General features: G+C 62.6%; 16 protein-coding genes and 1 tRNA gene. 7 read left to right on the plus strand and 10 right to left on the minus strand.

Annotated features, from left to right (window positions below; all coding sequences use genetic code 11):
• Positions 1–567: 567 nt before the first annotated feature.
• The 4 genes from kdpA (at position 568) to HMPREF9452_RS08295 (ending at position 6,613) form a co-directional block, all read left to right on the plus strand.
• Positions 568–2,391, plus strand: a complete 1,824-nt coding sequence (gene kdpA, locus HMPREF9452_RS08280) for a potassium-transporting ATPase subunit KdpA (protein ID WP_009141691.1) — start codon at positions 568–570, stop codon at positions 2,389–2,391.
• 16 nt (positions 2,392–2,407) lie between these two features.
• On the plus strand, positions 2,408–4,462 hold the full coding sequence (gene kdpB / locus HMPREF9452_RS08285; protein WP_009141692.1) for a potassium-transporting ATPase subunit KdpB: 2,055 nt from the start codon (positions 2,408–2,410) through the stop codon (positions 4,460–4,462).
• Positions 4,463–4,474: 12 nt separating this feature from the next.
• A complete protein-coding gene (gene kdpC / locus HMPREF9452_RS08290; RefSeq protein ID WP_009141693.1) occupies positions 4,475–5,065 on the plus strand; it encodes a potassium-transporting ATPase subunit KdpC in 591 nt (196 codons plus the stop codon).
• 177 nt (positions 5,066–5,242) lie between these two features.
• Positions 5,243–6,613, plus strand: coding sequence for an FtsX-like permease family protein (locus tag HMPREF9452_RS08295; protein WP_009141694.1), 1,371 nt, complete (start codon positions 5,243–5,245; stop codon positions 6,611–6,613).
• Here HMPREF9452_RS08295 and HMPREF9452_RS08300 read toward each other — a convergent pair.
• The 4 genes from HMPREF9452_RS08300 to HMPREF9452_RS08310 all read right to left on the minus strand — a co-directional run bounded on the left by HMPREF9452_RS08300 (position 6,593) and on the right by HMPREF9452_RS08310 (position 9,937).
• Complete coding sequence (locus HMPREF9452_RS08300; protein ID WP_009141695.1) at positions 6,593–7,789, minus strand: ABC transporter permease; 1,197 nt, start codon at positions 7,787–7,789, stop codon at positions 6,593–6,595. The two genes, HMPREF9452_RS08295 and HMPREF9452_RS08300, sit on opposite strands and share 21 nt — an antisense overlap.
• A complete protein-coding gene (locus HMPREF9452_RS12190; RefSeq protein ID WP_232205046.1) occupies positions 7,776–8,399 on the minus strand; it encodes an ABC transporter permease in 624 nt (207 codons plus the stop codon). Before HMPREF9452_RS12190 ends, HMPREF9452_RS08300 begins: the two co-directional genes overlap by 14 nt.
• 65 nt (positions 8,400–8,464) lie before the next feature.
• Positions 8,465–8,956 carry an ABC transporter permease gene (locus HMPREF9452_RS12195; RefSeq protein ID WP_009141697.1) on the minus strand — a complete coding sequence of 164 codons (492 nt, stop codon included), beginning with the start codon at positions 8,954–8,956 and terminating at the stop codon, positions 8,465–8,467.
• A 12-nt stretch (positions 8,957–8,968) separates the two neighbouring features.
• Positions 8,969–9,937 (minus strand): ABC transporter ATP-binding protein, encoded by a 969-nt coding sequence (locus tag HMPREF9452_RS08310; RefSeq protein WP_009141698.1) that lies wholly within the window; start codon positions 9,935–9,937, stop codon positions 8,969–8,971.
• 66 nt (positions 9,938–10,003) lie between these two features.
• Here HMPREF9452_RS08310 and HMPREF9452_RS08315 point away from each other — a divergent pair, with 66 nt between their 5' ends.
• Positions 10,004–10,885, plus strand: coding sequence for a helix-turn-helix transcriptional regulator (locus tag HMPREF9452_RS08315; RefSeq protein WP_009141699.1), 882 nt, complete (start codon positions 10,004–10,006; stop codon positions 10,883–10,885).
• A gap of 46 nt (positions 10,886–10,931) precedes the next feature.
• On the opposite strand, the gene HMPREF9452_RS08320 is transcribed toward HMPREF9452_RS08315, so the two are convergent.
• Both HMPREF9452_RS08320 and HMPREF9452_RS08325 read right to left on the minus strand, forming a co-directional pair.
• The gene (locus HMPREF9452_RS08320; RefSeq protein WP_009141700.1) at positions 10,932–11,456 is read right to left on the minus strand and encodes a GNAT family N-acetyltransferase; all 525 of its coding nucleotides are present in this window, start codon (positions 11,454–11,456) and stop codon (positions 10,932–10,934) included.
• 6 nt (positions 11,457–11,462) lie between these two features.
• A complete protein-coding gene (locus HMPREF9452_RS08325; protein WP_009141701.1) occupies positions 11,463–11,795 on the minus strand; it encodes an MGMT family protein in 333 nt (110 codons plus the stop codon).
• Positions 11,796–12,090: 295 nt separating this feature from the next.
• Between HMPREF9452_RS08325 and HMPREF9452_RS08330 the strand changes: the two genes are divergently transcribed.
• Positions 12,091–13,335, plus strand: a complete 1,245-nt coding sequence (locus tag HMPREF9452_RS08330; RefSeq protein WP_009141702.1) for an MFS transporter — start codon at positions 12,091–12,093, stop codon at positions 13,333–13,335.
• A 302-nt stretch (positions 13,336–13,637) separates the two neighbouring features.
• Here the strand turns inward: HMPREF9452_RS08330 and HMPREF9452_RS08335 are convergent, their stop codons facing one another.
• The 3 genes from HMPREF9452_RS08335 to HMPREF9452_RS08345 form a co-directional block, all read right to left on the minus strand.
• Positions 13,638–14,480: an HAD-IIB family hydrolase gene (locus HMPREF9452_RS08335; RefSeq protein ID WP_009141703.1), complete on the minus strand. Its 843-nt coding sequence runs from the start codon at positions 14,478–14,480 to the stop codon at positions 13,638–13,640.
• 159 nt (positions 14,481–14,639) lie between these two features.
• Complete coding sequence (trpS, locus tag HMPREF9452_RS08340; RefSeq protein ID WP_009141704.1) at positions 14,640–15,689, minus strand: tryptophan--tRNA ligase; 1,050 nt, start codon at positions 15,687–15,689, stop codon at positions 14,640–14,642.
• A gap of 119 nt (positions 15,690–15,808) precedes the next feature.
• Positions 15,809–17,053 (minus strand): glycosyltransferase family 4 protein, encoded by a 1,245-nt coding sequence (locus HMPREF9452_RS08345; RefSeq protein ID WP_009141705.1) that lies wholly within the window; start codon positions 17,051–17,053, stop codon positions 15,809–15,811.
• 210 nt (positions 17,054–17,263) lie between these two features.
• On the opposite strand from HMPREF9452_RS08345, the gene HMPREF9452_RS08350 reads away from it, so the two are divergent.
• A tRNA-Ala gene (locus HMPREF9452_RS08350) sits at positions 17,264–17,336 on the plus strand.
• A gap of 217 nt (positions 17,337–17,553) precedes the next feature.
• Here the strand turns inward: HMPREF9452_RS08350 and HMPREF9452_RS08355 are convergent.
• Entirely contained in the window at positions 17,554–20,199 is a 2,646-nt protein-coding gene (locus HMPREF9452_RS08355) for an excinuclease ABC subunit UvrA (protein WP_009141706.1), read from the minus strand.
• Positions 20,200–20,612: the final 413 nt, after the last annotated feature.

Here is a 20,612-nt window from a genome sequence, read left to right on the forward strand (position 1 = left end):
CGAAGTGCCAACCGCCGCCTGCAGGACAGGCGCGACGCCATGTCGCAGGCGGGAAAGAGGCCCTGCGTGGCGAACTGCGCGACGGCCCGCGAGATGGCCTGCTGGGTCTGGGCGATAGCGCTCATGGTCCGGTAGCGCCCGCGGCGAGATAGGAGTCCGACCCCGGGGCGCGCCGCGCTCGAGGCCGTTGGGAGGCCATTCCAGTTCCTTTTTCTGGGCAGCGGGGGACCGCCACGCCCGCCACGAGACTGCGATGAAGCCGGAGGCCCCCAGCCGTAGCAACGAAATGCGGTTCCGACCCGCGGATATTAGAGTGCCGAACGTGCGTCGAGCAGACACGCCCTCAAGCGGCGCGTCCCCCGGGTGAAGATAGGTCGTCCCCGCCCCCCGCGGTAGCTCCCCGGGGGCGGGGACGTTTTGCCACTTGACAATGTTCAACTCATATTAGAAAGCCATCGTGAGTGAAAGGGGCGGTGAATGAACGTTCTCATTCCCATTATAGGAGTCACCTGCATCGGGCTCCTTATCTATTACATCTATATTCTCATGAGGAGTGATTCTTAAACCATGAGCGCTGCAATTCAGTACATCCTGTACTTTGTCGTGCTCGTCGTCCTGGCCATTCCGCTCGGTCGGTTTATGGCCCATGTCATGGACGGTGAGCATACGTTTCTGTCGCCCGTGCTGGATCCGGTGGAGCGCGGCATCTATCGCCTCCTGCGTATCGACGCCAAGGAGCAGATGGGCTGGAAGCGCTATCTGGTGAGCGTCCTCGCCTTCTCGGGTATCGGGCTCGTGGTGCTCATCGCGCTCCAGATGCTCCAGGCTGTCCTGCCGGGCAACCCGCAGCACCTGCCGGGCGTGTCGTGGGACCTGTCGTTCAACACGGCGGCCTCCTTCATCACCAATACCAACTGGCAGTCCTACTCCGGTGAGACCACCCTGTCCTACCTCGTGCAGTTCATGGGCCTCACCGTGCAGAACTTCGTTTCAGCCGGTACCGGCATCGCGGTCATGTTCGCTCTGATCCGCGGTTTCCGTCAGGTCAAGGAGCAGGGTCTGGGTTCCTTCTGGGTCGACCTCACCCGTACCGTCCTGTACGTGCTCATCCCGCTGAACCTCGTGTTCGGCATCTGCCTGGCTGCCGGCGGCGTCATCTCCAACTTCCAGCCGGCTCAGAAGGCCGAGCTCGTCGAGCCCGTTGCCGTTCAGCCCAATGCAGACGGCGGCTGGAGCGTTATCGACGGCGCCCAGATCGAGGGCGACACCGTCAAGGTCGACGGCAAGGTTGTCGAGGACGCGCGCGTGGTCACCGAGCAGTTCCTGCCCCAGGGCCCCGCTGCGTCTCAGGTTGCCATCAAGCAGTCCGGCACCAACGGCGGCGGCTTCTTCGGCGTGAACTCCGCCCATCCGTATGAGAACCCCAACGCCTTCACCAACATCATCGAGATGACCAGCCTGCTGCTGATCCCGGCCGCCTGCTGCTTCACCTTCGGTATCGGCGTCAAGAACACCAAGCAGGGCAAGGCCATCTTTGCCGCCATGTTCATCCTGCTGGTGATCTTCACCGGCGTCATCGCCGTCAACGAGCATGCGGGCACCCCGCAGCTGGCCGATAGCGGCGCGGTCAATATCGAGATGACCGACGGCCAGGCCGGCGGCAACATGGAGGGCAAGGAGAGCCGCTTCGGCATCGCCACCTCCTCCACGTGGTCGGCTTACACCACCGCCGCTTCCAACGGCTCGGTTAACTCCATGCACGACTCTTACACCCCGCTGGGCGGTTTTGTCCAGATGCTCCAGATGGCTTTGGGCGAGGTCGTCTTCGGCGGCGTGGGCTGCGGCCTGTACGGCATGATCGGCTTTGCCATCCTCACGGTGTTCATCGCCGGCCTCATGGTCGGACGCACGCCTGAGTTCCTGGGCAAGAAGATCGAGCCGGGCGAGATGCGCTGGGCAGTTGTCCTGTGCCTGGCAACTCCGTTTGCCATTCTGGTGTGCTCTGCCATCGCCTGCATGGTGCCCGGTCTTGCCGACCAGCTCAACAATGGCGGCGCGCACGGCTTCTCCGAGGTGCTGTATGCCTTCATCTCATGCGGCGGCAACAACGGCTCGGCGTTTGCAGGCATGAACTGCAACATTCCCTGGATCAACGTCATGCTCGGCCTCGAGATGTTGTTCGCCCGTTTCATGCCCATCGTCGGTACGCTGGCCATCGCCGGCTCGCTGGCCAAGAAGGGTAAGGTCGCCGAGAGCGCCGGTACCCTGTCTACCACCAACGGCATGTTCGTATTCCTGCTCGTGTTCATCGTTCTGCTGATCGGTGCCCTGAGCTTCTTCCCGGCCCTGGCGCTTGGCCCCGTTGCCGAGTTCTTCCAGATGATTGCGTAAAGGAGGGCGCAGATTTATGGCTATGCAAAAAGACATGATGGGCCGCGCGGTCCGCGACTCGTTTGCCAAGCTGGATCCTCGCGTCCAGATTCAAAACCCGGTCATGTTCCTGGTGTGGCTTTCCGCCGTCATGACCTCCGTCCTGGCCGTCGCTTCCATCTTCGGTGTGCAGGACGCGGGTGTGCCCACCTACTATGTGGTCGCCATCGCGGTCATCCTGTGGCTCACCGATCTGTTCTCGAACTTCGCCGAGGCGCTTGCCGAGGGCCGCGGTAAGGCTCAGGCCGATTCCCTGCGTGCGGCCAAGAAGGATGTCGAGGCCCATCGCATCGAGTCCGTTGAGGACAAGGAGCACTTCACCGTCGTGCCCGGCACCGAGCTCACGCGCGGCGACCTGGTGGTCGTGCGCGCCGGCGAGCAGATTCCCGGCGACGGCGACGTCATCGAGGGAGCTGCCTCCGTTGATGAGTCCGCCATCACCGGCGAGTCCGCGCCCGTGGTCCGCGAGGCTGGCGGCGACCGCTCTGCCGTTACCGGCGGTACCACGGTGCTGTCCGACTGGATCATTGTCAAGATCTCCAGCGAGCCCGGCCAGAGCTTCCTGGACAAGATGATCGCGATGGTCGAGGGCGCCGCGCGCAAGAAGACGCCCAACGAGATCGCCCTGGAAATCTTCCTGGTGGCCCTCTCCATCGTCTTTATCTTGGTCACGCTGGCCCTCTATTGTTACTCCTGCTTCTCGGCCGGCCTTAACGACATGGTCAATCCCACGTCCGTGACCACGCTCGTGGCGCTGCTCGTGTGCCTGGCTCCCACTACCATCGGCGCGCTGCTGTCCGCCATCGGCATCGCCGGCATGAGCCGTCTGAACGAGGCCAACGTGCTGGCCATGTCCGGCCGCGCCATCGAGGCCGCCGGCGACGTCGACATCCTCATGCTCGACAAGACCGGCACCATCACCCTGGGCAACCGCCAGGCTTCCGAGTTCATCCCGGTCGACGGCGTCGATCCCGCGGAGCTGGCCGATGCCGCCCAGCTCTCCTCGCTGGCCGACGAGACGCCCGAGGGCCGTTCCATCGTCGTGCTCGCCAAGGAGCAGTTCGGCCTGCGCGGCCGCACACTCGAGGACAAGGGCATGGAGTTCATCCCGTTCACCGCGGCAACGCGCATGTCGGGCGTGAACTACGAGGGCAATGAGATTCGCAAGGGCGCTGCCGATTCCGTGCGCGCCTACGTGGAGGCAGCCGGCGGCGTGTTCTCCCAGGAGTGCGACGAGGTCGTCGAGCGCATCGCCAAGGCCGGCGGCACCCCGCTGGTCGTGACCAAGAACTGCCGCGTGCTGGGTGTTGTGTACCTCAAGGACATCATCAAGTCCGGCGTTAAGGAGAAGTTCGCCGACCTGCGCAAGATGGGCATCAAGACCATCATGGTGACGGGCGACAACCCGCTCACGGCGGCTGCCATCGCGGCCGAGGCGGGCGTGGACGACTTCCTAGCCGAGGCTACCCCCGAGGGCAAGCTCGAGAAGATCCGCGAGTTCCAGCGCGAGGGCCATCTGGTCGCCATGACCGGCGACGGCACCAACGACGCGCCCGCTCTGGCCCAGGCCGACGTGGCCGTGGCCATGAACACGGGCACCCAGGCTGCCAAGGAGGCCGGCAACATGGTCGACCTCGACTCCAGCCCCACCAAGCTCATCGATATCGTGCGTATTGGCAAGCAGCTGCTCATGACCCGCGGTTCGCTCACGACCTTCTCGGTGGCCAACGACGTGGCGAAGTACTTCGCTATCATCCCGGCCCTGTTCTCGCCGATCTACCCGGGCCTTGGCGCGCTCAACATCCTCGGTTTGGTAAGCCCGCTGTCCGCGGTTCTTTCGGCCATCATCTATAACGCGCTCGTTATTATCGCGCTGATCCCGGCCGCCCTCAAGGGTGTCAAGTGCCGCGAGGTCCCGTCCGGACAGCTACTGACCCACAATCTGCTCGTGTGGGGCCTGGGCGGCATCGTTGCCCCGTTCGTATTCATCAAGCTCATCGACATGCTGCTCGCGTTCTGCGGCATTATGTAAGCGGAGGTTTGTATGTTCAAAGGTGTTGCATCGCGCGCACTGGGCGTGTTCGCGCTGTTTACCGTTGTCTGCGGCCTGGGCTACACGCTCGTCGTGACCGGCATCGCACAGGTCGCCTTCCCGTATCAGGCGAACGGTTCGCTCATCAAGGTCGACGACAAGATCGTGGGCTCCGAGCTCATCGGCCAGAACTTCGAGGATGAGGACCACATGTGGGGCCGCATCCAGAACGTGTCGGTGGTCGAGGACGAGAACGGTGAGCTCATGGCTTACTCCGCTCCGTCCAATCTGTCTCCCGCAAGTGAGGAGTATCAGGAGCTCGTGGATGCGCGCGTCGAGAAGATTCGCGCCGCGAACCCCGATGCCGACATGGATGCGGTCCCGGTGGACCTGGTGACCTGCTCCGGTTCCGGCCTCGATCCCGAGATCTCTCCGGATGCGGCCGAGTATCAGGTTCCGCGCCTGGCCAAGGCTACCGGCAAGAGCGAGGACGAGGTGCGCGATATCATCGCAAAATGCTCCAAGGGCCGTCTCCTGGGCGTTTTCGGCGAGCCTACCGTTAACGTCCTAAAGGTCAATCTCATGCTCGACGGCAAGCTGTAATCGGTATTTCGTGGATGATTCTTTAAGGAGCTCGGTTTGGATTGATCCCAGCCGGGCTCCTTACATTTTCGTTAGTCCTCTGTAAGGTGAATCGATGGCTGCGGCGGGCGGTATTTCAGACAATGGTTGCCAGGTAAACAACGATGCAAGCGTATCGATAGGTAAAGGATGGCCGCCATGGGTCTGTATCTCAAGCTCGCGTTTGGCAACGTGCGGAGAAGCGCGCGCGACTACTCGGTCTATTTCGCCACACTTGGCTTTGCCGCGTGCCTGCTCTATTCCTTTGTAGCGTCTTCCGACTACCTCAACCGGCTCGACCTCTCGCCCGACCAGACGAGCGTGGTGGCGAGCTCCGGCGATATCCTGCAGGCGTTTTCGATCTTCACCGTGTTTGTGTTTTTGTTCTTGGTGCGCTATGCCAACCGCTTTTTGCTGCGTCGCCGCAGCCGCGAGTTCGCATTGTACAAACTTGTGGGCATGGATCGCGGCGCCGTGTCATGCGTGCTTGTGATGGAGACCGCCTGCGTGGGCGTGCTAGCGCTTGCGCTGGGAGTGCTGCTGGGCGTGGCGCTGTCGCCGGCCTTCGGGGCCATCACCGCGTTTGTGTTTGATGTGCCCTGGCGACCCATGGTGGCGTTCTCGTCCCAATCCGCCGTATGGACAAGCGGGTGCTTTGCTGCGGTGTTTGCGCTCAACGCATTTGACGGCGCGCGCAACATAGGCAGGCGCCCCTTGATCCAGCTGATCGCTGCCGAGCGCGCGCCGGAGGTCGCCTCTACGGGAGGGCGCCTGGCTCGTGGCGTGCAGGTTGCGGTGGCGGCGGTGCTGCTCGCCGTGGTGTGGGGCGCGTGCGTGTTTCAGCCCGTCTACTTCATCGCCTTCATCATCCCCATGGGGTTTGCGGCATGCTTCGCAACCGCGCTGGTGGCGCGCATCGTCGTAACGGGCTGGGCCGCCCGCGCCCGCAGCCGCACGGAGCGGTACTGGTGGGGCCTGCGCGCGTTCACCGTGCGGCAGGTGGAGTCCCGCGTGGCAAGCTCGTCTATGGCGCTTGCCTGCGTGTGCGTGCTCATCGCGGTTTCCGTGTGCATGATGGTGGCGGGCTTTGCCTTCAGCGTGGGCATGCGCACCCCGGAGCTTGTCTCCCAAGGGCTTGCGGCTTCCATGGCGCCCATTGGATTCATCGGTATCTTTTACGGATCCGTCTTTTTGCTGAGCGCCGTGGCGGTGCTCTCGCTGCAGCAGCTTTCCGGTGCGGCGGATGCCCGCCATGCGTACGCCTCGCTTGCAAAGCTTGGATGCGAGCGTGCTGACATGGCCCTGTCCGTACGCAAGCAGGTGCTGCTCTACTTTGCCGCCCCGTTTGCGGGGGCGATGGTGCACGACATGTTCGGTCTGTTTTTGGTGGCGTTTCTTGCGTTCGCGCTGGGTACAAGCGGCTTTTTCGCCATCACGGGCGGCGTGTTGCTGTTCACGGCCGCGCTGCTTGCGGTCTATGGCGTGCTGACGTCGCTTGCGGTGGAGCGCCTATGCCTCGCGGACGCGTAGGCGCGCGGCGACAAGTCCGGCAGAGGTTATTGCCGCCGCTAATAGGACGATGATGCCCAGGCTGCTCGCTACGGTTGCGAGTACATCAAGAGTGATGGCTGGCGCTCCCAGCGCCTCCGTGATGGCGTTGTACATCCAGTAGGTGGGGGTAAAGCGCGCCGTCGCCTGCACGCCGGGACCCATGAGCGACAACGGAACCCACGCTCCACCCAAGAACGACATGACCATGCCGCCCAAATTTGCGATGGCGTTGAGCGCGTCCTCTTGAAAGCCGCATTGCGCAAGGGTGTAGGCAAGCGAAAGCGGAACCAGGGCGAATGTCGCAAACGAGATCAAAGCGAGTGCGAGTTGCGGTAAAGTCTGCGAGACCAGGGGCGCGGCCCCTGAGGCTACAACGCCAACCACGGCGACCCACACGCACACCGCTAGGGCGAGCACGCCGCAGCCGGCGATGCTGCCCAGTCCCAGGCGCCAGGTACTCATGGGGGACGAGAGCTGGCGGCGGCGGACGTCGGGTGCGTTGAGCGTAGCCAGCACCACTCCTGCGACCACAATGATGGATGAGGTTATGGTATAGGAGCTAAAGGTTAGGTAGAACGCAAGTCGCGACGCTGCGGCGTTGCCGGGGGTTGTTTCGAGTACCTGCACGGACGGCTCGACGCTGCTGCTTTGCGCAACTGCGCCGACAATGCTGTCCGCATCAAGCGCGGGCTCCAACGCGGCTTGTGCGGCGGCCAGGGACGCCCAGCGGATCGCACGCTGGGATGCCAGCGCCGCGGCTTGCATGTTTGACCCGGCGGCCATGTTGAGCTGCGGCGGGTCCCGGCCTGCATGCGCCGCGTCAATAAGCTGGTCGCCAAATCCCTCGGGGATTATAAGGACTATGTCCGCCTGGTCTTTTGCTAAAACGTCTTGCAGCGCGGTGGGTTCATCGTCCACGTCTACAAGCTCATCCGTTGTTTCAAGGGCGGCGCGAAGCGCGCGTGAAATGGGCGAGCCGTCGCGGTCGACCAGCACGATGGCGGCCTGAGAAGACGCGGATGAGGGCACGGGGGCTTGCGCGGTGCCTACCTCTCCCATAAGCAGGACTCCCATTGCGGAGAGAAAGCCGATGTAGATGGCGAGGTAGAGCGGGTGGCGCAGCGCGATGATGATTGCTCGCTTACAGATGTTCATGGGTGTACCTCCTCATGAAGGCGGCGGAGATCGCAAGGAAGACGGCGGCCATCGTCGTTCCGGCGGCTATGCGCAGGGCGAACGGCGCGAGCGCATCGTAGTAGTAGACGCTGTAGAACAAATCGCGTACAAGGCAAACCGGATTGATCCAGGTAGCAGCGGGGAAAGCTTTGGCTACCGAGTCGGCTAGCTCCATGGTGGGCTGACCGTAGAGGCCCGCAAACAGCGAGAGCAGGCACGTGACGGCCGTGAGGAGACCGCGGCGGGAGTCTGATCCCATGCGACCGGGGAGCGAGCCCACCAGTGCGCCCAGGCCGCAAGAAAGCAGGCTGGCGACGGCGATTCCTATAAGGCAGAGCGGCTCGCGTCCAGCGAAGTCGATGTGCGCGGTAAGGCAGATATAGCCAAAGGCGATTGCGAGGAAAGCGGTCGACACAACCCAGCAGCCGGCGATGGTGGGGATGAGCAAGCGCATTCGGCTGGTGCCCGACACGGCGCGCCGCGCGCCCTCTGCAGAAGCGGTGGGCTGCAGGCGCCACACGCTTTGCTCTGCGAGCTGGGCGGCGAAGATGGAGGCCATGCCCAGCAGGGCATAGTAGAAGCGCACCATGGCGTCCGGTTGGGCGCGCGTGAGCGACGCCTGGGCGACGTCGACGGTTTGGGAGAGCGCGGCTTCTACTGCGGATGCGTCGCCAGGGTGGCGGGGTTGTTTTGGGCTACGTTTGCAACCAGGCTTTGGTTTTGCAGGTAGCTGGTAAGGATGGACTCCAGGATGGCGCGGTTGATGCTATGGGACGAGTTACCGCTTGAGTCTGTCGGGGCGAGGACAAGCAAGGGTTCTCCATTTGACTGGATCGAGAAGGCCCCGTCTGCCATGCCATCTTTCACCAAAGATCGGGCATCTTTGGTTGAGTTGACGGGGATGGCGCGCAGCAGGGGCTCGTCCTGCGTCGCGAGTGCGTCGATAACTTGGGAGAAGGGCGAGGCGCGCCATGCGTCATCGTCCAGAACCGCTACATCGATGGCCTCGACGGACTCTTGGGCGCGCAGCGGCTCGAACATGAAGTTGAACACGGTGGCGAGGACGATGGGGAAGACGAGCGTCCACACCACGGCGCTGGGCGTGTGCAGCAGCGTGCGAACGGTTGTTGTAAAGGTGGTCCACATGGGCGTTTCTCCTTAATCGCGCAGCTCGCGACCGGTGATCTCGAGGAAGACGTCGTTGAGGGTGGGCGGTGCGCATGTGATGCGCCCCATGCGGACGTTGCCTGCGCGCAGCGCCGCCAGAACGTCGGTGAGGTTGTGCTCGCTGGCTTCGCATGAGACGGCGAGCAGGTTGTCGGTGAGCGCGACGTCGATGACGTGGGGGAGCGCCCGCAGGCGGTCGAGCTCTCGTTTGTCGATGGACGATGCGGCAGCTTCTCGCGTTCCCGATGCCGTCTGGAGTTCCACCACGATGCGTTCGCCAGTTTTAATGGAGCGCTTGAGTTCATCGCACGTGCCCTGAGCCAACGCGCGCCCATGGTCCATGATCATGACGCGGTCGCAGATCTGCTCGACCTCCTCCATATAGTGGCTGGTATACACAACCGTCGCGCCTTCTGAGCGCAGTCGTTGGATGCCGGTGAGAACGGCGTTGCGGCTCTGCGGGTCCACGGCCACCGTGGGTTCGTCGAAGAAGATAAGCTCCGGTTTGTGGGCGATGCCGCAGGCGATGTTGAGACGTCGTAAAAGACCGCCAGAGAGCTTTCCGGGGCGAAACGCCGCGAATTCTTCCAGGCCAACAAACTCGATCGCCTCGTCCACCAACGTGCGGCGGCGCGTGCGGTCGCTTACGTAGAGCGAGCAGAAGTAATCGATGTTCTCGTGGACGGTGAGCTCGTTGATGACGGCGACCTGCTGCGGCACGACGCCGATACGGCGTTTGAGGTCGTAGCGCGCAGGGTCCATGGGTTCGCCGAACAGCCGGATGGTGCCGCGGTCATACGTGAGCAGCGCGAGCATGCAGTTGATGCTGGTGGTTTTGCCCGACCCGTTGGGGCCCAGCAAGCCAAAGATCTCGCCTTGGGTTACGTGTAGATTGAAGTGGTCGAGGGCAAGTAGGTCGTCATAGCGCTTGACAAGATTCTCTACGGCGATGATATCCATGGATCCTCCGTATGGTCTCGCTGTCGATTGGTTCGCTGGCCCTTATGCTGCCTGAGGAGCGGGAATGTGGATAGTGACAATTGTCACGACCGCGTTTTGCTACCATACAAACCCATGGAGAGGATAGTTGACATAACGGTTGTGTATGCGTGCTGCGTGCTGTCGATGCTGCTTGCGCTGTGCTGTCCCGCTGCGACGTCGGCGGTTCTTGCGCTGTACGGCGGGTTGACGGGGTTGGCGTCCGTTGCCTGTTTTCTGGTATCTGTCATTTGCGTTTTGGGATGCGAATGGTCCGGCTGTGGCTGGCGCGCAGTCCTGCCCGCTGCGTATTGCGTGATCGCTGTGGCTGTGCCCGCCGGCGTCTTCTTTGTGCCCGCTGCGCTCTATGAGCTCATGCGGTCTGTGCATGAACCTTTGCCGTGGAAGGTTGCCCCTGCCGCTGCTCTTTTCCCCGCCGTCGCATTGGCGGCGCGTGGCGGGGTGGCGCCCGCATTGCTGCTGGTTGTTGCGGTAGCGGCTCTTGCGGCGCTTCTATCCATGCGAACCTGCGCGCTTACGGCCCAGCGCGACCTGACACGACGTACGCGCGACGATCTTGTTGAGCGCGAGCTTTGCGTGCGTGACGCTTTGGCGGCGGTGCGGGCGGCGCCCGGTGGCCCTGGCGTGACGGACGAGGGGGCCGCTGCAGGTGCTGGCGCCATTGCGGGCGCGTCTGCTGCCGCCGCCGCGGAGCCCGACGCCCGTCCGCGCGAGTTTGAATGCTTGACGGAGCGCGAATACGAGATTGTTCGCCTGGTGGCCGAAGGGCTCGACAACCACGAGATCGCAGCGGAAGCGTTTATCAGCGAAGGTACGGTGCGAAACCGGATTAGCTCGGTGCTTTCCAAGACCGGCTACAAGAATAGGACGCAGCTCGCGGTCGCTTGGTGGCGCTCGCGTTCGTTGTAGCGAGTCCTTTGCCCCGTTGATCAGCGCGCCTTTCGCCCGCCCGCCGCTATAGCTCCTTTTTAAAGAACACGTCCATCGTGGTGTGGGGGCTTCCCGGCAGCGGTCTATCGTCTTCAGCGTAGTCCAGCGCGCGGTACAGGGCGATGGCCGCCATAAGGTCATGATGGGTTTCCAGGTAGAGCGTGCTAAAACCGGCGCGGCGCGCAAAGTCTTCGACCGCGAGGGTGAGCGCGGTCGCGATGCCGCGTCGCTGCGCTTCGGGCGCCACGTAGAGCTTCTGCAGCTCCGCCGTGCCCGTCGCGCCGGCGACCGGTGACGCGCCCGCGCCGCCCACCACGGTTCCATCCAGTTCGGCGATAAAGTAGGCGCGATGCGGCGAGGCCAAGTAGTACCTGCTTAGGTTGTCGAGTTCGGGATCGAAATACGCCGTGCCCGGTCGGTCAAGACCGCATACCTCGAGGTTGTGCCGGATGATGCGTGCGATCGCCACGTCGTCGCGCGCCTCGATCGCACGGATAACCAGGCGCTCGTTTTGCTTATCGCGCTCGTCTTGCAATCGTTGCTCCCCCATATCCGCCTACTCAATCCCTGCGGGCCAGCGGTTGGCGGACAGGTCCACGCGGCCGTCTGCAAGAAAGCTCACGCCTTCTGCTTCCAGCAGTTCGCGCTGCGCTTCCGGGCCGCCAAAGGCGAAGCCGGGGGCGAGGCGACCGTCCGCGAAGACGATGCGATGACAGGGGATGATACCAGGGCGGGGGTTTACATGCAGGGCATAGCCCACGTAGCGTGCGCGGCGGGGCTCGCCAACCAGCTTGGCTATCTGCCCATATGTGGCGACCATGCCTTCCGGCACCTGCTCGACCATCTGGTAGACTCGCTCGAAGAATCCCTCTTTTGCTGTCGGTTCCATATATCTCCCTGCGATGAAGATGGTTTTGCGGCTAAGTGTATCGCATCGCGGCGGCCGGGCGGTGGGGAGACCCCGCCCGTCAGCGTTCTCTACGCTTGGTAGAGCGGGGGGCGGTTGCCAAGCGGCATGTTGCCATGTAGTATCGTTCGATACTCACGACTGCTGTAGTCTTTCATATTTTGGGAAAGGGGAGCGTCACCATGCTTGCTTCCATGAGGATTTGGCTCTAGCCACGGTCGCGTGAGCGACCGGTCGCATTGCATTTCAACCGATCGCATCAAAAGGAAAAATCAATATGCATAAGAATGATCGCTCTTCTTGGAAGCGTTCCGTTGCCCTTGTCTGGCTGGGAGAGGCGTTTTCAGTTCTTACCAGCTCCGTGTTGCAGATGGGGCTTATCTGGCACGTCACGCTGACTACAGGCTCCGCTGGCGCCCTGTCGTTGGTGAGCCTCGCGGGCTTTCTGCCCATGGCGGTGCTCGGGGTGTTTGCCGGAACCATCGTCGACCGATCGTCGATCAAGCGGTTGATGATAGGCGCCGACCTCTTCATTGCGGGTGTGAGCTGCACGCTTGCGTTTGGATCGGCGGCGGGCGGTCTTCCCGTGTGGGCCGTCGCCGCGGTGGTGTTCGTCCGCGCCCTTGGCACCACGCTGCACACGCCGGCGTTCAACGCGTTGACGCCCATGCTCGCTCCGCCGGAGATGCTGGGCCGTCTTGCCGGCATCCAGCAGTTCATGCAATCCGGCAGCTATATCTTGGGAAACGCCATCGCGGCGGTTCTCTATCCCATGTTCGGTCTTACCGCCATGGTCGCGCTCGACGTCGCCGGCGCGGTGATCGCGAGCGTCGCCGTGGCTATATCGGGCGTGGAGACGCCGCGCGTCCACCGAGAGCAGGTGGATCAAGCGGGAGCCGGGGCGCTGCGCGGGTTCATGCGGGATACCGTCCAGGGCTATCGGGAGCTCAGGCGCCACGCCGGCTTGTTCGCCATGCTGTGGATAGGCTTCGCGTTCTCCGTACTGTTCAGTCCCATTTCCGCCTTGTTCCCGCTTATGACGTTCGAGCATTTCGGCGGCACCACTATGCAGTCAGCCGCTACCGAGATCGTCTTCTCGCTGGGCATGATCGCCTCCAGCGCGTGGATAGGCGCCACGGGAGGTTTCAAGCATCAGGGCGTTTCCTGCGTGCTGGCGATCGCCCTGTTTGGCGTCACGACGCTCGCCTCGGGCTTGCTGCCGGCATCGGACTTCGCCCTGTTCCTGGCGTTTACGTTCGCTATGGGGGTATCGTCCCCGTTGTATAGCAGCCCGCAGATGGCGCTTATGCAGCGCAAGGTCGATCCGGATTGCTTGGGACGAGTTTTTGGCCTGTACGGCGCGGTATGTAGCTGGGCCATGCCCGTGGGCCTCATCTTCTCAACTTTGTTCGCCGACTCAATCGGCGTGACGCGCTGTTTTGTTTTGGTGGGTGTGGCCATGATCGTCCTGGCGGCGCTTTCCTGGTCCATCAAGAGCGTTCGAACCATCGATCAGCATTAAGTTATGGCTGCTCCGTAAACGCAGAAAAGACCCCGCCACGTTGTATGTGACGGGGTCTTTTCCGAGGTACACCATTGGAATTGCCCAGAGGGGAGGGAGGCAATCCTTCTGACAGGACCCCTAATTTCATCGCCTGCGGGGTGGTTCCTGTCGTTGAGTTAACTATAGTAAACAGTTAGCTATAGGTAACTGGAAAAGATGCCCCTCACATTCTCTCCATAAGTTAACTAAGGCTTACAAGTCGCTCATTCATTCCAAGTGCCGCTGTAACAGGTCGGTTCCACCGCGACGGGTCGGTAAGGCTAGAGTGCGGACGAGGGCTCCAAGTATTTCTCGACTAGTTCCTCGAAGGCACCGTCGTCGCCGGTGGATTCGAGTACGGCGTCGCAGTAGGGGTGGACATCGTCCGTGACGTTGGCCACGCCCACGCCCAGTCCCGCGGCCTTGATCATAGCGAGGTCGTTGGCGGAGTCTCCCACGCCGATCACCTGGTCCATGGGGATGCCCAGCATCTCGGCGAGCTTCTTTAGGCCGTAACCCTTGTCGATGCCGGCGGGCATGAACTCAAGGTAGCGTTTGGACGAGAACGTGATCTCGACGCCCAAGCGCTGCGCCATGGGTTCAAGCTCGTGTCCAAGCTGCTGCAGGCCCTCAAAGTCGGGATCCATAAAGATGAGCTTGACTATGTCGCGGCCGTCCAGGAAGGAGAGGTCCGTATGGTCGGCGCTGGAGAAATGCGTGACGCCGGAGATCTTCTCAAGATAGGTGCGCTCCGCCTCCGGCGCGTCGCACACGAAAACATGCCCGTCCGCCACGTTGACGTGCATGCACTTACCCAGCTCGCAGCCAAGGGCGTAGAGCTCCTCGGCGCATGCGCGGCCGATGCCGCAGCTGGTAAGGGGCTTGGGGTCGCCCACGCGGTTGATGAAGCCGCCGTTGTACGAGATAACGTAGCTGCCTTCGAGCAGCGCTGGGTCAAGGTGGGCGAAGTTATCCATGATGGAGGAGTACCACCTGCCGCTGGACGGAACAAAGAGCACGCCCAGTTCTTTCATGCGCTGCATCGCGCGGATGTTTGCCTCGGGAATCTGGTGGTCGTGGTCCAAGAAGGTCTCGTCCATATCAGTTGCTACCAGCTTGTACATGCTTCCCCCTTTACCTGCGCGCCCCGCGCGTCCAAAACACAAGCTGCCGCGTGTGGCCGTACGTTCTCAATCTAGCAGAAACCCGTCCGCCTACCGGGTGCGAGACGGACGGGCTTGTAAAGTTAGGAACAATATGGCGGGCGCTGGCTAGCGAGGGCGCTAGTACACCATGCCCATGGCCTGCTGCACCTCTGCGAGCGTGGCCTCGGCGATCTGGTTGGCGCGGCGGTTGCCCTCATGCAGCACGTCCTTGACGTAGCCCATGTCGCGGGCGAGTTCCTCGCGGCGAGCGCGGATGGGGGCGAAGTACTCGTTCACGCTCTCGGTGACGTACTTCTTGAGCTGGCCGGAGCCACCCATGCCGATTTCCTCCGCGATTTCGGTCTCCGTGCGGCCGGTGCAGATGGCGGCGGTGGAGAGCAGGCCGGATACGCCGGGACGCGCCTCGGGGTCGAAGGTGATCATGCGCTCGCCGTCGGTCTGGCTCTTCTTGATGCGCTTGGCGGTTTCCTCCGCGGTCATGGAGATGTTGATGGCGTTGCCGTAGGACTTGCTCATCTTGCGGCCGTCGAGGCCGGGCAGCAGCGGCGTGTCGGACAGCAGCGCGTCGACCTCGGGGAACACCTTGCCGTAGCGGTTGTTGAACTTGCGGGCGATGGTGCGGGTGAGCTCGATATGCGGCAGCTGGTCGCGGCCGACGGGGACCACGTTGCCCTTGCAGAACAGGATGTCGCATGCCTGGTGCACGGGATAGGTGAGCAGAAGGCCAGTGAGCTCGTGGCCGGACGCTTCCATCTCCGCCTTGACGGTGGGGTTGCGCTGCAGCAGCGCTTCGGAGACCAGCGAGAGGAACGGCAGCATGAGCTGGTTGCACGCGGGCACGGCGGAGTGCGTGTAGATCATGGTCTTATCGGGGTCCAGGCCGCATGCCAGGTAGTCGAGAACCATGTTGTAGACGTTGTCCTGGATGTTGTCGGTGGAGTCGCGGTCGGTTATGACCTGGTAGTCGGCGATGAGCACGTTGGTGTGCACGCCCATGTCCTGAAGCTCCACACGGCTCTTGAGCGTGCCGAAATAGTGGCCCAGGTGCAGGCGACCGGTGGGGCGGTCGCCGGTGAGCATGGTGTACTTCTCGGGGTGCAGCGGCAGGTCGGCGCGGATCTGGTTGCTGCGCTCCAGGCTGACTTCGTAGCTGAGCTCGTTGGGCATGGCGGTCTCCTTTTTTGTCTTGTTGCGGCCATGGGGCCTGCATGGGCATTCGATCGGGCGGGTGCGAACCCGGTTTCTCGGCGCTTTGCGTCGGGTCGTCGGATGCGGCGCCGCAGGGATTAGCGCTTGGTCTTGCTGTGCGGGGTTGGGGCGGCGCCGGGTTTGCGCGGCTTGAGCTTGGCGATGCGCTCCTGGTGTTGGCGGCGCTCCGCCCTGACCTCGTCCGCAAACGCCTCGTCGTCCGGCGTGACGATCTCATCCTTCTTGGTCTTGGGGTTGTAATGATGACGCAAGACGGGCTCGAAGAGATGGAGCCTAAACGCGAAGGCGGCGGAGAGGGCGAGGAGTACCAGGAAGATGACGAAGCGCCAGAAGACCTCTACTTGGTTGATGGCGGCCGCGCCCAGGTTGAGCAGGATGCACCACAGGTAGATGAGAAGCACCGCTTGCCGTTGGTCGTATCCTCCCTGGATGAGGCGGTGGTGGATATGGCCCTTGTCCGCCTGTCCGATGCTCACGTGCGCGCGCATGCGGCGGATGATGGCGGAGAAGGTGTCGATGATGGGCACGCCCGCCACGATGAGCGGGATGATGAGCGAGGTGAGCGCTGCGGTGCGCGATACGTTGAGCAGCGAGATGGAGCCCAGAGCGAAGCCAAGCAGCAAAGATCCGGAATCGCCAAGGAAGATCTTGGCGGGGTGGAAATTGTAGCGAAGGAAGGCGATGCACGAGCCGATAAGCGCGGCGGAGATGGCGGCAGCGTCGCCACGTCCCGCTAGGATGGCGAAGGAGAACATGGAACAGCCCGCGATGGCGGAGATGCCGGTGGCGAGACCGTCCAGGCCGTCGATGAGGTTGATGATATTGGTATAGGCCACCAGATAGATGATGGTGATTGGGTAGGCGAAAAAGCCCAGGGAGATTTCCCCGCCCGCTTCGAACGGGTTGACGATGGCATGGATGAGCAGGCCACTGGAGGCGGCGAGCATGGCGGCGATAACCTGGCCTGCGAGCTTTGCTTTGGGCGAGAGCTGAAGTACATCGTCCAGCGCGCCCGTGGCGACGATGGTCAGAAAAGAAAGGCCCAGCATGGGGTAGTTGATATCCATGCTGGGATGGGGGACCAACGCGGAAGGCCAGCCCCAGTTGAGGGTGCCGAAGATCTGCAGCGCGCACGCGACGATAAGGCCGGCGAACACGGCGAGTCCGCCCATGCGCGGGGTGGGCACGGTGTTGACGCGGCGCTTGGACGGGTAGTCCACGGCGTCGAGCTTGATGGCAATCTTCTTGACGACGGGCGTCAGCACATAGGTGGTGGCGAAAGCCGCGAGCGCCAAACAGATGTAGGGAAGCAGAGACTCCACGTGAATACCGCTTATCGTAGATATGTACAGAATCTCACTTATGATAGCCGAGATGCGACGACTAAAGGGGGCGGGCGGCTCGACAACACCGTCATAGCAAAAGTGCGCGCTAGTCGGTGGGATGGATGTGCGATGGGGTGCGCTCCGCTCAAGTTTTCAACTTTTCTCATTGACAGATGCCCAGAGTTGTTTAGAATAGTCACTTGTCTTGGGGACGTAGCTCAGTTGGGAGAGCGCTGCCGTCGCATGGCAGAGGCCGAGGGTTCGACTCCCTTCGTCTCCACCCATTGACTTGGAAAGAGGATCTCAAAAGAGGTCCTCTTTTTTTCATTTTGCGCCCGCAATCGCTGCGGCGGTCTTGCCGCCCATGCCCGTTATTCATGTTCGATATAACGCTATCTGCGGAAAAGCCATAATCGTATTCATGCAAAAACAGGGCTGGAAAACCGTCCCCCTTTGGGATGGCAGCTGAGCGCCGCGAAGTGTTTATCGCTTTCGCGTTATGCCAGGTAGCGGCCGGTCGTGCTTTTAGGGCAGGCCGCGATGCTCGCCGGCGTGCCGCACGCGACGATGCGACCGCCCTCCTCGCCGCCGCCGGGACCCATGTCGACAACGTAGTCGGCGTGGCGGATGACGTCCAGGTCATGCTCGATGACAATCACCGTCGCGCCCCGGGTCACCAGTCGGTCGAATACGCCTAGCAGCACCTGCACGTCCAAGGGGTGCAGGCCTATGGTGGGCTCGTCGAACACAAAGACGCTGCCCTGCTGGTCTCGCTTCATCTCGCTGGCGAGTTTTAGGCGCTGGGCCTCGCCGCCGGACAGCGACGGCGTCGCCTCGCCCAGTGTGAGATACCCCAGCCCCAGATCATGGAGCATCCTCAGCTTGTCGTGCGTGCGCTTAAGGTCGCCGGTCACTTCCAGCGCCTCGTCTACGCTCATCGCCATGAGGTCCGGGATCGATAGCTCGGTTTGGTGGCCGCCGCAGGCGCGCTTGATGGATTCGGCTCGCGATGCGTAGCGGGTTCCGTGGCACTCCGGGCATGTGACCTCGACGTCGGGTAAGAACTGGACGTCGAGCGAGATTGAGCCCGTGCCATCGCATGCGGGGCAGCGCAGCGAACCGGTGTTGTACGAGAAATCGCCCGCCTTAAGGCCGGCATCGCGCGCGGCGTCGCATTTGGAAAACGCGCGGCGCAGCTCGTCGTGAACACCCGTGTAGGTCGCAACGGTGGAGCGGACGTTGATTCCGATGGGCGAGGCGTCGATAAGGTTGACCTTGGTCACGTTCTCGGCGTCGACCCATGCGACGTGCGCCGGCATGGCGGTGTCGGGCGCCATGGAGGTTTCGGTGGACGAGGTACCCTTGCCGCGGCGCCCCGCATCATCGCGACCGCGTTGCGCGCAGAGCGCCTGCAGCGCCGGTACCAGGGTCTCGAGCACCAACGTGGTTTTGCCGGAACCGGATACGCCGGTAACCGCGACGAGCCTGCCGCAGGGGATGTCGATCTCGAGGGGCTTGACTGCATGGAGGCCGTGCGAGCTCAAGCGGATGCGACCCAAATCGAACATCTCGTCTTGGTCTACGCGCGGGCCGTCCGCGCGGGATCCAAGTGCCGTCGCAGCGTCGTCGTCGGCTCCTGCGTGTGCGGCTGCGGCGCTTTCTCGTCCTAGCTCGCCGGCAAGAAACGGCGCGATAACGGACTGCTGGTTTGCGACCACCTGCTCAACGTCGCCTTGGGCGATGACGTAGCCGCCGCCCGAGCCCGCCACGGGGCCCATCTCTACCAGATGGTCTGCATGCGTCAGCAACTGCACGTCATGGTCGACCATCACCACGGAGTTTCCGTCCGCAATCAGGTCGCGCATCACGCCAAGCAAGCCGTCTATGTTTGAGGGATGCAGGCCAATCGATGGTTCGTCGAGCACGTAGAGCACGCCTGTGGTGCGGTTTCTCACCGCGCGCGCAAGCTGGACGCGCTGGCGCTCGCCTGTAGACAGGGTGGAGCCCGCTCGGTCCAGCGAGAGGTACCCAAGCCCTAGATCAAGCAGCCGGCGCGCGCCGCCAAGAACGGCATCGCAGATGCTCTCCGCCATGGGGCGCATGCCCTCTGGCAGGGCGGTGGGTACGCCGCGGACCCAGTCGCATAGCTCCCTTAGGGTCATCTGGCACGCCTGCGCAAGGTCTATGCCCCGCACGCGGGGCGAGCGCGCGGCGGGCGATAAGCGGGTGCCGCCGCAGTCCGGGCACGGCCCTTGGGTAAGGAAGCGCGCCAGGCGCTTCAGCCCCTTCTCGTCCTTAACCTTGGCTAGGGCGTTTTCAACCGTGTAGACGGCGTTGTAATAGGTGAAGTCAAGCTCGGCGAAGTCGTTGCCCTTCTTGGCTTTGTAGAGAATGTGGCGCTTCTCCGCCGGCCCGTCAAAAACGATATCGCGCTCGCGTTGGGTGAGTTCGCAAAACGGCACGTCGGTGCGCACGCCCATCTCGCGGGCGACCTGCTTCATGAGGTCCCACATAAGCGAACCCCAAGGCAGCACCGCGCCCTGGTCTATGCTCAGCGACTCGTCGGGTACCAGGGCGGCGCGGTTCACGGTGCGCACCTCGCCCGTGCCCTGGCAGGTGGGGCAGGCGCCGCCGGAGTTGAATGAGAGGTCCTCTGCCGCGGGACCAAAAAAGCTGTGGCCGCATGCAGGGCAGGTCAAGGGTTGCTCGGCTGCGACGGCAAGGCTGGGTTCGCAGCGCGCGCCGCAGGCGGGGCACACGTGCGATCCCACGCGCGAGAACAACAGGCGCAGGCCGTTCAAAAGCTCGGACATGGTGCCAAAGGTGCTGCGCGGGCCTGGAATGGCCGGGCGCTGGTGCAGGGCGAGCGCCGCGGGAACGTAGAGCACCTGGTCCACATCCGCGCGTCCCGCCTGCGTAATGCGCCGCCTGGTGTAGGCGGAAAGCGCCTCAAGGTAGCGTCGCGACCCTTCTGCGTACAAAACGCCCAGAGCAAGTGAGCTTTTGCCTGATCCCGAGACGCCGGCGATGGCCACCAGCCGTCCCAAGGGGATGTCGATATCTACGTTTTTAAGGTTGTGGACGCGCGCCCCGCGCACTTCGATATGGTCGGGTGCAAACGCGTGGCTGCCCGCATTCATCATGGTCAAAGCTCCCGTCACGGGCTGGACTCATGGTCTAGAGACAAGAAGACCGCCCCCCGCATTGCTAAAATGAACCCACCTCTCAGAAGGTGGGCGCCCTCATCGTACTCTCCAGCTTCCTTAACAACGAAGGATATCTGTAACAGCAACGACTGTGTGGGCTCCCTAGAAAAACGCGACGGTTCACCCAGTTGCTCCGCGGGGGGCGGAATACCTATATCTTAGGTCCGCGTACTTTCATTACTAGTCTTGACTTGTAGAAATCGGTATCGGATTATTGAAGCACGCGCCTATTTTTACTCTGACAAGAATCTATCAAGAGAATATTCTCGTTCTTAACACCGCAGGTAGAAGCGTTGTTTATGATGCGCCGTCAGGTTTTATCCGTCGCCGGCAACGCGATCTCCCCTTAT

The organism is Collinsella tanakaei YIT 12063 (assembly GCF_000225705.1).
GTDB lineage: Bacteria > Actinomycetota > Coriobacteriia > Coriobacteriales > Coriobacteriaceae > Collinsella > Collinsella tanakaei.

What these genes read in the sequence shown, in the direction of transcription:
- HMPREF9452_RS08310 (WP_009141698.1), bottom strand. Translation starts at nt 9,937, where the DNA reads ATGGATATCATCGCCGTAGAGAATCTTGTCAAGCGCTATGACGACCTA.
- HMPREF9452_RS08295 (WP_009141694.1), top strand. Translation starts at nt 5,243, where the DNA reads ATGGGTCTGTATCTCAAGCTCGCGTTTGGCAACGTGCGGAGAAGCGCG.
- HMPREF9452_RS08355 (WP_009141706.1), bottom strand. Translation starts at nt 20,199, where the DNA reads ATGATGAATGCGGGCAGCCACGCGTTTGCACCCGACCATATCGAAGTG.
- kdpA (WP_009141691.1), top strand. Translation starts at nt 568, where the DNA reads ATGAGCGCTGCAATTCAGTACATCCTGTACTTTGTCGTGCTCGTCGTC.
- HMPREF9452_RS08325 (WP_009141701.1), bottom strand. Translation starts at nt 11,795, where the DNA reads ATGGAACCGACAGCAAAAGAGGGATTCTTCGAGCGAGTCTACCAGATG.
- HMPREF9452_RS12190 (WP_232205046.1), bottom strand. Translation starts at nt 8,399, where the DNA reads ATGGTGCGCTTCTACTATGCCCTGCTGGGCATGGCCTCCATCTTCGCC.
- HMPREF9452_RS08300 (WP_009141695.1), bottom strand. Translation starts at nt 7,789, where the DNA reads ATGAACATCTGTAAGCGAGCAATCATCATCGCGCTGCGCCACCCGCTC.
- HMPREF9452_RS12195 (WP_009141697.1), bottom strand. Translation starts at nt 8,956, where the DNA reads ATGTGGACCACCTTTACAACAACCGTTCGCACGCTGCTGCACACGCCC.
- HMPREF9452_RS08330 (WP_009141702.1), top strand. Translation starts at nt 12,091, where the DNA reads ATGCATAAGAATGATCGCTCTTCTTGGAAGCGTTCCGTTGCCCTTGTC.
- trpS (WP_009141704.1), bottom strand. Translation starts at nt 15,689, where the DNA reads ATGCCCAACGAGCTCAGCTACGAAGTCAGCCTGGAGCGCAGCAACCAG.
- kdpB (WP_009141692.1), top strand. Translation starts at nt 2,408, where the DNA reads ATGGCTATGCAAAAAGACATGATGGGCCGCGCGGTCCGCGACTCGTTT.
- kdpC (WP_009141693.1), top strand. Translation starts at nt 4,475, where the DNA reads ATGTTCAAAGGTGTTGCATCGCGCGCACTGGGCGTGTTCGCGCTGTTT.
- HMPREF9452_RS08335 (WP_009141703.1), bottom strand. Translation starts at nt 14,480, where the DNA reads ATGTACAAGCTGGTAGCAACTGATATGGACGAGACCTTCTTGGACCAC.
- HMPREF9452_RS08320 (WP_009141700.1), bottom strand. Translation starts at nt 11,456, where the DNA reads ATGGGGGAGCAACGATTGCAAGACGAGCGCGATAAGCAAAACGAGCGC.